Here is a 12744-nt window from a genome sequence, read left to right as displayed (position 1 = left end):
ATGATTCTGGTCAGACGCCATGCGCCGGACGGCGCGAAGACGGAACAGACGGTCAGCGGCGCCATCACCATCGGCCGCGCGACCGACAACACGATCCAGCTTCCCGGTCTGCTGGTCGCGCTGCATCACCTGCGCCTGACGCCGGCGACGAGCCTGACGCTGCAGCTCGATTGTCTGAGCACCGTCGACGTCATCGTCAACGGTCTCGTCGGGCAGCGCACGGCGGTGCTGGCGCCCGGGGACGAACTGCAGGTCGGCGGTCACCGCGTCCGTGTCTCGATCACCGAAAGCGGTGGCCTGATGCTCGAGGTGCGCGAACGCGATCCCGACCAGGCCGGCGCCGGCGACGATGCGACGACGACGCTCGGCGAAGCGGGCTGGCGTCAGCGGCGGCCGGCGGTGATCGGCGCCGTGCTGGTGCTGCTCGTGTGCCTGGTCGTGCCGCTGATCCTGCGCGCGGTGTCGCCGCCCGCCTGGGTCGGCGACTGGATGCCGAGCGACCGCTGGTGGACGTCCGGGCAGATCAGCAACGCGCATCTGCAGTTCGGTGTCGAGTGCGGCGCCTGTCACGATCGGCTGTTCGTGCGTGTGCGCGACGAGTCCTGCCTGCAGTGCCACGCCGCGGTCACCCATCACGGCGACGACGCGCAGTCGATGCACGATTCGGGTCTCGACGGCCAGACCTGCGCGAGCTGCCACTTCGAGCACGGCGACACCCACGCCGTGCTGCCGCAGCATCCGGCCCTGTGTGCGGACTGTCACGAGCGGCCGCAGGATTTCGCCGCGCTGCGCGACGCGCCTGCGGTCTTCGACTTCGCCGACGGCCATCCGGCATTCCGCGTCACCGCGACGACGATGACCGAAACCGGTCCGCAGTCGCTGCGCGCCCTGCTCGACGAGAGCACCGAGGACGTCTCCGGCCTGATCTATCCGCACGACCTGCACCTGGATGCCCGCGGCGTGCGTGGTCCGGACGGGCCGGAGGTGCTGCAGTGCGACGACTGTCATCGTCCCGGCCCGGGTGCGGTCGGCTTCGAGCCGATGCGTTTCGAGACCGACTGCCAGCGTTGTCACCAGCTCGACGTCGACGTCGGCGGGCTGCCGTTCCGGTTGCCGCATGGCGATACCGATGCGGTGCGTACGCTGCTCGAGAGCGCGGTCGGCATGACACCGGTGGCGGCAACCGAGCCGGATCCGGTCTCCGACCGGCGCCGGCCAGGCGAGCGCGCCGACCGCGGCGAACCGGGCAGTGCACCGGACCAGATCGAGGAAGTATTCGAGCGGCGCGTCTGCGCGAAGTGCCACGAGATCGACAGGGCGAAAGAGAATCAGTTCGCGCGCGTGCGCGAGCCGCTGCTGCGCAAGACGTGGATGCCGAAAGCGCGTTTCACGCACGAACCGCATCAGTGGGTTGCCTGCGACAGTTGCCACGCGGCAAGTGTGAGCGGGGACTCAAATGACCTGTTGTTACCGCAGATCGAGTCTTGTCGTGCCTGCCATGGCGGGGTAGATTCGTCCGCAAGTATCCAATCCACCTGCATCGACTGCCACCGCTTTCATCAGGCGGTGGATCTGACGATGAGCAAGTTCAAGGGAGAACTTGCAAATGGGCAGACGCTGGAAATGGGGCAGTAAGTCTTCGGGGGCAGCGCTGGCGGGGGCCATCACCGCGTTGTTACTGGGGAGCTGTTCCGGGGGAGATCGACCTGACAACGTCACCGGCATCGGGCTGGTGCCGGGGCAGGCGCCGTGCACCGGTTTCTGTCAGACCGACAATCCGCAACGCCTCGAAGTGGCGGACGTGCAGCGCATCATCGCGCAGGGCGTCGCCGAGGCCGGTGCGCGCAACCGGCCGGCGACCTTCGTCGTCACCGACCGCGTCGGCAACATCCTCGCCGCCTACCGCATGCCCGGTGCGCCGGCGCTGATCAACATCACTTCCGGCATCGATCGTCGCACCGGTGCGCTCGTCAGCGGCGGTGTCGACAACGTCGGCATCGTGCCGTCGGAACTCGGCGCGCTCGCCAAGGCGCTGACCTCGATGTACTTCTCCTCCGAAGGCAACGCGTTCACCTCGCGTACCGCCGGGCAGATCATCCAGGAGAACTTCAACCCGGGCGAGGGCAGCACGCCCGGCGGCCCGCTGTTCGGTGTGCAGATCAGCCAGCTGCCGTGCTCGGACATCTCGCGTCGCTTCAACGGCATCGGCCCCGACCCGGGCCCGCATCGTTCGGCGATCGGCTTCGCTGCCGATCCCGGCGGCCTGCCACTGTTCAAGGCCGGCGTGACCGTCGGTGCCGTCGGCGTGATCGCCGATGGCGTCTACGGCGTCGACAAGGTCGTCATCGACAACGATCTCGACACGGACCCCAACGGCAACATCGACGAGATCATCGCCACCGCGGCCACCTTCGGTTATGCCGCGCCGCGCGACCGGCGCGCCGACGTGATCACCGTCGAGGGCAAGACGCTGCGCTTCGCCGACGTGGATTTCGACGATCTGCTGACGCTGGATCAGCTCCTGGGCCAGCAGACGCCGGCCTTCGACCCCCTGCCGCCGCTCGACGACGGCGACGGCCTGATCGCCATTCGCGGGTATGCCAACGCACAGGTCGCTGCCGGCACGCGCTTCGGTCTGGCGGACTCCGGCATCCGCGCCGCCGATACCGTCACCGATGCGCCGGGGCTGGCCGCCGTCGACGGCTTCGTGATCGTCGATCAGAACAACCAGAACCGCTTTCCGGCGCAGGCGGGTGCCGGCGCCAACGGTCTCACGCAGGCCGAGGTCGAGGCGCTGCTGGTGAAGTCCGTCGCGCTGGCCAACCGCACGCGCAGCCAAGTCCGCAAGCCGCTGGGCTCGCCGGCGGGCATCCATCTGGTCATCGTCGACGTCAATGGCGACATCGTCGGTGCCGCACGCACCCGCGACGCGCTCGTCGACGCCATCGACGTCAACGCGCAGAAGGCGCGCAGCGCCCTGTTCTTCTCCAAGACCGGCGGTGCCGCGAAGCTCGCAGCGCTGCCGCCGGCCGAATACGTCAACGTCGGCCCGCCGGCGCCGGGCAGCGTCCTGCCGGATCCGCCGACGCTGCGTCGCGAGGACATCGGTCAATACGCGGACAACTTCCGCAACTTCCTCGACATCGAGTTCGGCGACAACGCGTTCTCGACGCGCGCGATCGGCAACATCGGCCGGCCGTTCTACCCGGACGACGTCGAGGGCAACCCGCCCGGGCCGCTGTCCAAGCCGGTGGGCGAATGGAGCATCTTCTCGACCGGGCTCGAACTGGATCTGGTCTACAACGCGATCATCCGCCATCTCGCCTTCGTGCTCGGCGCTGCGCCCACCGACCTGCCGGCCGATCCGGGCGATCCGTCGGTCGGTACCGGCTGCACCGGGTACAACCCGATCAGCGACATCCTCGGCGGTGCGCCGGAGCAGGTGAACGATGTGCCGGAACTGCGCAACGGCATCACGCTGTTCGCCGGCGGTTTCCCGATCTATCGCGGTGGTGAGCTGATCGGCGCCATCGGCCTGTCGGGCGACGGTCTCGAACAGGATGACTTCCTGCCGTTTCTCGCGATCGACCAGGTCGGCAAGGAGCTTGGGCCCGGCAGCATCAACAATGCGCCGATCCCGGTCCGGGCCGACCAGCTCGCCCCCGCCGGTTTCGGCGTCAACCTGCGCTACGTGATCTGTCCGCAGACCCCGTTCCTGGATTCGGACGAACAGGGGGTTTGCGATGGTCTCTAAGCGCCTCTCGATCTGCGCGGTCCTGCTGCTCTCGCTGTGCGCCGTGGGCGCGCAGGCGCAGGAGGAACGCCGGCGCCCGGGCGATCGCGCCGAGCGTGACACCCAGCTGCCCGCCGACGTACTGCCGCAGCCGACGGCCACGCCGCGGCCGGCGCCCCTGCCGGCACCGAGCATCGGGGTCGACCGTCGCCGCCCCGGCGAGGCACCGGCCCGCGCAGAGGCGCCGGCGCCGGCCAAGCCGGTACCTGCTGCCGCGACGCAGCCGGCCGTCCAGGGGCGTCGTCGTCCCGGCCAGCCGGACTACACGCGTCCGGATGCCAGCGGCGAGCGGGCCGAGCCGGGTGCTCCGGCGCGCGGTCAGCGCGTGCCGTTCTCGCCCAACCGCGCCAGCGGGCTCAAGCCGGTGGCCAAGCCCGGCGCCGATGCCGAGTTCCGCAAGGAGGTCGTGCCGGATCGCTGGCAGCTCACGCGCGCGCTCGGGGTCACCGACTATCCGTGGTACGACCCGTACAACCAGAACACGCTCAAGGCCGACCGGCCGGTGATCGGCAAGGACTGGTTCTTCAACGCCACGGTCATCTCCGACACCGTCGTCGAACCGCGGCGCCTGCCGACGCCGGTGGCGCCGCAGGGCGAGAACCGTCCCGGCGCCCCGGGCCTGATCGGTGACGGCGACCAGCTCATCCTGCAGCAGAATCTCGGCGTCGGCCTGGTGCTGTACAAGGGCAACACGACCTTCATGCCGCCGGACTGGGAGTTCCGCTTCACGCCGGTCTTCAACGTCAACCGCGTGACTGCCGAGCAGAACCGCGCGCTGTTCATCGATCCGACCAAGGGCGATACGCGCGACGACCAGCACATCGGCGTGCAGGACCTGTTCATCGACAAGCATCTGTGGGACTGGACCAAGCGCTACGACTTCGATTCGCTGCGCGTCGGTATCCAGCCGTTCAACGCCGACTTCCGCGGTTTCCTGTTCCGCGACGAGCAGCTCGGCATCCGCCTGTTCGGCAACCGCAACAACAACATCTACCTCTACAACGTCGCCTGGTTCCGCCGCGTCGAGAAGGACACCAATTCCGGCCTGAACGATCTCGGCAAGCCGCTGCGCAAGGACGACGTCTTCGTCACCAATTTCTACTGGCAGGACTTCCCGGTCCTGGGCATGGTCAGCGAGGCGGTGCTGCTCTACAACCGCAATCGCGAAGGCGACGAAGGCCTGTACTTCAACAACAACGGGTTCATCGAGCGTCCGGCGTCGCTGGGCATCGAGAAGCCGCGCAACTACGACGCGTACTACGCCGGCCTCAACGGCGAAGGCCACTTCGGCCGCCTGAACTTCACCGGATCGGCCTACCTGCTGTTCGGCGACCAGGACCGCGGTGTGTTCGTCGACCGCGCGACCGACATCCGCGCCTTCCTGCTGGCGACCGAAGTCGGCTTCGACTTCGACTGGCGGCGCCTGCGCTTCACCGCGCTGTACGCCTCAGGCGACGACGATCCCTACGACGACGTCGAGAACGGCTTCGATGCGGTGTTCGAGAACGCGCTGTTCGCCGGCGCCGACACCAGCTTCTGGGTGCGCCAGAACGTGCCGCTGATCGGTGGCGGCGGCGTCGCACTGTCCGGCCGCAACGGCATCCTCAACACCTTGCGTAGTTCCAAGGAAGAGGGGCAGTCGAACTTCACCAATCCCGGCACCGTGATTCTCGGTGTCGGTGCGGACTTCGACCTGACGCCGCAGTTCCGCATCTCGACCAACGTCAACCAGATCGCCTTTGCGACCACCGAGGTCATCGAGGCCGCGCGCCAGCAGGCCAACGTGGGCAACAACATCGGCACCGATCTGTCGGTGGCGACGATCTGGCGGCCGTTCTTCACGCAGAACGTGGTGTTCCGCGCGTCCGGTGCCGTGCTTCTGCCCGGCGACGGCTACAAGGCGCTGTTCGGCGACGACGAGTTGCCGTACTCCGTCCTCCTCAATCTGACGCTGACCTGGTAGCCATGAGCAGAGCCCTAGCCATGAAGCTGACTGTCGCACTGATCGGCAGCATGACCGCTCTCGCGAATGTGCCGGCGCTCGCCGCCGGCGGTGAGAAGCCGCAGGACATCGTCTACGAGGTGGCCCCGCCGGCGCCGCGCTCGCAGGCGCAGGCGGTGGCCGACGCGAAGAGCGTCGGCTGCGTCTCCTGCCATACCGGAACGGATCAGAAGACCATGCACCGGCAGCCGGGCGTGATCCTCGGCTGCACCGACTGCCACGGCGGCAACGCGACGGTGATGAAGCCCGACGGCTTCGACGTGGGCAGCACCCCCTATGCCGACATGCTGGCGCAGGCGCACGTGCTGCCGATGTTCCCCAAGACCTGGGAATGGCCCAGCTCGGCGAACCCGGAGCACAGCTACGCGCTGCTCAACCGCGAGAGCCCGGAGTACGTGCGCTTCGTCAATCCGAGCGACTACCGCGTGGCGCGCGAGGCTTGCGGCTCCTGCCACCTGCCGATCATCGAGGCCGCCGAGCGCAGCATCATGGCCACCGGCGCGATGCTCTGGGGCGGCGCCTCGTACAACAACGGCATCCTGCCGTTCAAGCACTACATCCTCGGCGAGTCGTATTCGCGCGAAGGCGAGGCGACGACGCTGCTCGGCCCGGTCGTGCCCGACGAGGACATGAAGGCCAAGGGCGTCATCGAGAAGCTCTATCCGCTGCCGAGCTGGCAGACGACCCCGCCGGGTGACGTCTTCCGCGTGTTCGAGCGCGGTGGTCGCAACATCGTGAACCTGTTCGCCGAGACGGCGGTGCCGAACGTCGTCGGCACGATCCAGCGGCTCGAGGAGCCGGGTCGTCCCGACCAGCGCCAGTCGAATCGCGGCCCCGGTACCGGCCTGCGCATCTCGGTGCCCGTGCTCAACGTCCACAAGACGCGCCTGAACGATCCGCTGATGTGGTTCCTCGGCACCAACGACCAGCCGGGTGACTACCGCTCCTCGGGTTGTGCCGCCTGCCACGTCGTCTACGCGAACGACCGCGATCCGCGCCACAGTGGCCCGTATGCCGTGGCCGGCCATACCGGCCTGTCGCAGAGCGCCGATCCGACGATTCCGAAGAACCGCTCCGGCCATCCGCTGCAGCACCAGTTCACCTCGGCGATCCCAACCAGCCAGTGCATGAGCTGCCACATGCACCAGCCGAACGTGTTCGTGAACAGCTTCCTCGGCTACACGATGTGGGACTACGAGTCCGACGCGCCGTTCATGTGGCCGGTCGAGGAGAAGAAGCCGAGCTTCGACGAGATCCGCAAGATCAACCAGCGCAATCCCGAAGGCGCTGCGGTGCGCGGCAAGTGGGGCGACCCGGAGTTCCTCAAGCAGGTCAGCGAGATGAATCCGCTGCTGCGCGACACGCAGTTCGCCGACTACCACGGCCACGGCTGGAACTTCCGCGCGATCTTCAAGCGCGACCGCAAGGGCCGCCTGCTCGACGAGGACGGCAACATCGTCTCCGACGACGATCCGGACAAGTTCAAGAAAGCTGTGCACATGTCGTCGATCCACGTCGACGTCGGCATGCATTGCGTGGACTGCCACTTCTCGCAGGACATGCACGGTGACGGTCATATCTACGGCGAGGTCGCGCAGGCGATCGAGATCGAGTGCGCGGACTGTCACGGCACCGCGGACGCCTATCCGAGCCTGCTGACCAGCGGCCCGGCAGCGCCCGAAGGCGGCAACGACCTGTCGCTGATGCGCACGGCTTTCGGCCAGCTGCGCTTCGAGTGGGTCAACGGCAAGCTGATCCAGCGCTCCAGCGTGACCGAGGGGCTCGAGTGGGAGATGAGCTTGGTCAAAGACTCGGTGACCAAGGGCAACCCGCACTACAACGAGAAGGCGGCGCGCGCCAAGACGATGGCGGCGAACACGGCCAAGCAGAACTGGGGCACGGACGTGAAGCCGGCCGACCGCGCACACAAGGAAGAGGAGATGATGTGCGTGACCTGCCACACCTCGTGGACGACGAGTTGCGGCGGCTGCCATCTGCCGATCGAGGCCAACTGGAAGACGCCGGACCAGCACTACGACGGCACCGAGTCGCGTAACTTCGCGACCTACAACCCGCAGGTTGCGCGCGACGACGTGTTCCAGCTCGGCAAGCACGGGCCGGCCAAGGGCGGCCGCATCGCGCCGGTGCGTTCGTCGAGCGCGCTGGTGCTGTCGTCGACCAACGTCAACCGCGAGAAGATCTACATCCAGCAGCCGCCGGTGGCGGCCAGCGGCTATTCCTCGCAGGCCTTTGCGCCGCACTACGCGCACACCGAGCGCAAGACCGAGACCAAGCAGTGCGAGGACTGCCATCTGTCGAAGGCCAACGACAACAACGCCATCATGGCGCAGCTGCTGCTGCACGGCACCAACTTCATGAACTTCATCGGCTACAACGCCTGGCTCGGAACCGATGGCGGCGTTTCGGCCGTGACGGTGACGGAGTGGGACGAGCCGCAGGCGGTCATCGGCAGCTACCTGCATCGCTATGCCTATCCGGAGCGCTACGGCAAGCACGAGATGCGCGGGCGCGAGCTCGAGACCGAGCACTCCCACGGGGCGGGCGATGCGGTCAACTGCCTGCAGCTGCGCGGCGAGTACCTCTATGCGGCGCAGGGCAGCGACGGCTTCGAGGTCTACGACGTCAACGCGATCGCCAACAAGGGCTTCTCGCAGCGCATCATCTCCGCGCCGTTCTCGCCGCTGGGCCAGGACATCCACGTCAAGACGCGCAATGCGACCTGTGTCGCCCTGCCGTCGAACCAGCCGATCCACCCGGACCGCAACCAGGGTGAGCTGATGCGCGAGATCAACATGGAACAGCCGTTCCATCCGATCTACAACTACGCGCTGATCAGCGACAGCGAGGAAGGGCTGATTCTCGTCGACATCAATACGCTGTCGGACGGCGAGCCGCGCAACAACTTCCTGGAGCGCGCCCTCACCTGGAATGAAGGCGGCATCCTCAACGGCGCACGCCACCTGACCGTGGCCGGCGACTGGGTGTACGTCGCGGCCGATGCCGGCATCGTCGTGCTCAATCTCGCCGATCCGCTGCAGCCGAAGGTGGCGACGACGATTCCGTTGCAGGACGTGCGCGGCACGGCCGTGCAGTTCCGCTATCTGTTCGCGGTCACCGGCAAAGGACTGCAGGCCGTCGATGTCACCCAGCCCGAGCGCCCCCGGGTGGTCGAAGGCGCGCTGGTGCCGTTCAGCGACGCGCATCGCGTCTATCTCGTGCGCACCTACGCCTACGTCGCTGCCGGCGCCGAGGGGCTGGGCATCGTCGACATTACCAATCCGGAGCAGCCGCTGCTGTACCAGCAGTTCAACGCCGAGGGCCAGATCACGGATGCCCGTGACGTGAAGGTCGGTGCGACCAATGCCTCGCTGTTCGCCTACGTGGCCGATGGCGCCCAGGGCCTCAAGGTGGTGCAGCTCATGAGCCCCGAGACCCAGCCGGGCTTCTACGGGTTCTCACCTGATCCGAAGCCGCAGCTCATCGCGAGCCGCCGCACCGACCGGCCGGCGCTGGCGGTGTCCGAGGGCCTGCACCGGGATCGCGCCGTCGACGAGACCGGCGGACAGATCGCCGTCTTCGGGCGCATCGGTTCGCGGCCCTTCACACTCGAAGAGCAGCAGGCGCTGTACCTGGACGAAGAGGGCAAGCCCTGGTTCGTGGAGAACTGATGGCCCGCACGGTGACCTGCGTCTCAGTGGCGCCTGCGGGGAGGCCCTGTCGCTGACGCCCATTGCGACCCAGGTATCGCCTGCGCAGGGCTGCATCGGCTAGCCTGTGGTTCTGGCGGGCCCGCGCCACGGAAGGCGTTTCGGGGCAGGCTCGGGAAAATGAGCCGCAGCGAACAGACCGCTGCGACGCAACTGATCGAGAGGTAACGGCGATGAACAATGTGACGGTACCGGCCTCGGCGCGCCATCTCGCGCCGGTCCTCTGCGCAGCGACCCTGCTGCTGGGTGGATGCGGCGGAGGGGGTGGCGGCGACGGGGGCAACGACAATCCCGTCCCGCTCAACGATCCCAACGCGCTGATGCAGGCGCTCGCCGACAAGGTCGATGCCGGCGCCCTGATGATCGAGATCGAGAACGGCGTGCCGCCGGCCAACGCCGGCGAAGAAGGCCCCAAGGTCACCGAGGGCATTTCCGAGTCGACCGCCGTGCCCGGCGACATGGTGGCGGTGCCGGTCCGCATCGATGGCGGGCCCGATCTGAGCAATCTCTACGCGAAGATCACCGGTGCGACCAACTTCTACTTCAACGTGCCCGTAGGCGGCGACGGCGGGGGCAAGTCGGGAGAAAAGCCCTGGATCTCCGTGCGCAAGCAGGAATTCGGCTTCATCGCGCTGACAACGCTCGATTTTCGCGCCGAGCTTCCGGAGAACCTCGACCTGGCGACCGGTAACGAGATCTGCTTCGACCTGTCCGTGGAGGGCAGCGACGGCAGTATCTCGACGGTGGCGAACCCCTGCATCAGCATCGGAGCGCAGCGTCCGGCCGTGATCGACGATCAGCCGCCTGGCGCCGAGATGCCGGAGCGGCTCGACGGCACTTGGCTCAGCAGCTGTCTCGACATCGTCGATTTCGCCGCAGGCGAGGCGACGATCCGGGCGGCCCGCCTGGGCCTGATCTTCACGGCCGAAGGGACGACCTACACGGAGGCGGCGTACACCTATACCGCGGACGATTGCAGTGCCGGCGAGGCGATCACGCCCCAGGTGTCCGGCACTTACGTGATCGGCGGCGAGATCGACAGCAACCAGAACAGCCTGCGTACCCGGGCGATCGACTTCGAACCGACGGTCGATCCGCAGACGAATACGCCGGTGCCGTGCTTCAACCGTCTGCGCATCGCCGACGAGGATGGCGACGACAACTACGAGCTGCTGTTCCTCGGCGTGCCCCGCACTTCGTATCCGGGCCAGGCGAACGCGCTGCCGGACGACTGCCGTGCAGAGGACACCCGACCCGGTTACGTGCTGACGTCGCTGCCGTTCAGCAAGCAGTAGCCGCGCGCCGGCACGAAGGATAGGCGGTACGGGGGCCACATCACGGCAGTGGTGTGGCCCTTCGATTAGAACGCCGTCGGCACGGCCTGCCGGCGGGGCGTTCGCGCTATGATGTCGGCGCGACGCATAGGCTTTTTGCGGGCAACAGGGGATCTGAGCATGAAACTGAAGATTGCGGTGGCGGCGGGACTGTTGGCGGTGGCAAACACGGCGATGGCCGAAGAAATGTACTTCTCCGCGCGCGTCGGGCCCACGCTCGGCATGTATCAGCAGGATGCGACGTTCGTGATCGCGGACGCCGATACCGGCGACGTCATCGTGGAAGGGCAGTCGGACGACAGCTGGGAGACGGCTTACGGCGCCCAGGTCGGTGCCAGCGCGGCCTATGGCAACTTCTTCGGCGACATCGGCATCGAGTTCCTGGCCGTGGATTCGGACGCGGATCTCGACCGCACGGACGTGCTCGTCTCTCTGGGCTATCTGATTGGCCAGCACTGGTCGGCATTCGTCGGCTATCGCAAGGGCATGCAGGGCGACGGCTTCTTCGACGACGACACCTTCAACGAGTCCGGCTTCTTCCTCGGCGCCGGCATCGGCGGCGTCGAGGTCGGCGATTTCGTCGTCGGCTCCTCGCTCGCGTACAACTTCTCCGAAGCCAAGGACTTCCCGTTCGAGGGCGAGGAGTTCGACTACGAAGGCATCAGCTTCAAGCTCAGCGGCTCGCTCAAGAGCATGCCGCAGCACAGCCTGCAGTTCCGCTACCAGCGCTTCACCGGCGACTCTTCCGATGTCCAGCCGGTGGACGTGGACGGCGACGGCGTGCCCGACGGCAACCTGCGGCTCGACGTGGATCTGACCGAAAGCTACATGCAGCTCACGTACCTGTACTCGTTCTAAGCACAAGGATGCTGCTCCGGCTGAGCGGGCGCCGGCCCGCTGCCGGTGGAGGCCGATCATCGAGATGGAGCAACGAGCCGTACTGTTCGCCGACGTCGTCGGCAGTACGGCGCTTTATCGACGACTGGGTGACGAGCGCGCCGAGGCCCTGATCCGCGGCGCGCTCGAACGCGTGGCGGACGCGGCGATCCGGCGCGGCGGTCGTCTGATCAAGACCATCGGCGATTGCGCCATGTGCGAGCTGCCGGATGCCGATGCCGCCGCGCATGCATCGATCGAGGTGCAGCGGCAGGCGCGCGAGCCCCGGCAGGACGGCGAGTTGCCGGTGCAGTTCCGGGTGGGGTTCACGCTGGGACCGGTCGTGTCGCGCGAGGACGATGTCTTCGGCGACGCCGTCAACGTCGCTGCGCGCCTGTGCGACATGGCCAAGGCCGAACAGGTGCTGACGACGGAGGCGACCTCGGCACTGCTGTCGCCGGAATTGCGGGGCTCGGTCCGCCTGTTCGACCAGACACCGGTCAAGGGCATCACCCAGTCGCTGATGATCGTGCAGTTGCTCTGGGACCGCCGGGCAGCCACGCAGATCTTCATCGCACCGAGCGAGGTGGCGTTGCCGGCCAGCACCGGCCTGTTACTCAAGTATGGGGCACACAGCATCCTCATCGCCGCCCAGCAGATGCCGTACACGATCGGCCGCGAGGAGGGCTGCAGTCTCGTCGTCCCGTCGCCGTTCGCATCGCGCGTGCACGCGCGCATCGAGATGCATCGCGGCAAGTACACGCTGGTGGACGAGAGCACCAACGGCACCTATGTGCGTCCAGAGGGCGCCGATGCCGACAAGTTCGTCTACATCCGCCGCGAGGTCTTCACCTTGCTCGGGCGTGGCGTGTTTGCGCTCGGCGAGCGTCCCGACGAAGGTCTGGCGCACCTGTTGAGCTACGAAGTCTCCTGAGCGTCCGCGGAAGACCTCGGCGCGGGCCGGGCGGGTCGCGGTCGGCGCCCTGAAGAGACTGCAGCAACCACCGGGCC

Annotated in this window: 7 protein-coding genes; all 7 read left to right on the top strand. The window is 67.3% G+C overall.

The genetic code is table 11. The annotated features are described in order from the left end of the window. The 7 genes from C8D93_RS07520 (at nt 1) to C8D93_RS07490 (ending at nt 12667) form a co-directional block, all read left to right on the top strand. The gene (locus C8D93_RS07520) at nt 1-1635 is read left to right on the top strand and encodes a cytochrome c3 family protein (protein ID WP_110264552.1); all 1635 of its coding nucleotides are present in this window, start codon (nt 1-3) and stop codon (nt 1633-1635) included. After that, on the top strand, nt 1607-3754 hold the full coding sequence (locus tag C8D93_RS07515; RefSeq protein ID WP_110264551.1) for a heme-binding protein: 2148 nt from the start codon (nt 1607-1609) through the stop codon (nt 3752-3754). Before C8D93_RS07520 ends, C8D93_RS07515 begins: the two co-directional genes overlap by 29 nt. Continuing rightward, on the top strand, nt 3744-5756 hold the full coding sequence (locus C8D93_RS07510) for a hypothetical protein (protein WP_110264550.1): 2013 nt from the start codon (nt 3744-3746) through the stop codon (nt 5754-5756). The genes C8D93_RS07515 and C8D93_RS07510 overlap by 11 nt, the downstream gene beginning before the upstream one ends. 20 nt (nt 5757-5776) lie before the next feature. Further along, nucleotides 5777-9484: an LVIVD repeat-containing protein gene (locus tag C8D93_RS07505; protein WP_211307249.1), complete on the top strand. Its 3708-nt coding sequence runs from the start codon at nt 5777-5779 to the stop codon at nt 9482-9484. A gap of 212 nt (nt 9485-9696) precedes the next feature. Beyond that, a complete protein-coding gene (locus tag C8D93_RS07500; protein ID WP_110264548.1) occupies nt 9697-10818 on the top strand; it encodes a hypothetical protein in 1122 nt (373 codons plus the stop codon). A gap of 159 nt (nt 10819-10977) precedes the next feature. After that, a complete protein-coding gene (locus tag C8D93_RS07495) occupies nt 10978-11715 on the top strand; it encodes a hypothetical protein (protein WP_110264547.1) in 738 nt (245 codons plus the stop codon). A gap of 64 nt (nt 11716-11779) precedes the next feature. After that, entirely contained in the window at nt 11780-12667 is an 888-nt protein-coding gene (locus C8D93_RS07490; RefSeq protein ID WP_110264546.1) for an adenylate/guanylate cyclase domain-containing protein, read from the top strand. Nucleotides 12668-12744 lie beyond the last annotated feature (77 nt).

Source organism: Sinimarinibacterium flocculans, from assembly GCF_003201205.1.
Taxonomy (GTDB): domain Bacteria; phylum Pseudomonadota; class Gammaproteobacteria; order Nevskiales; family Nevskiaceae; genus Solimonas; species Solimonas flocculans.
Note: the sequence above shows the minus strand (reverse complement) of the source record. Positions and strands in the feature narration are given on the sequence as shown.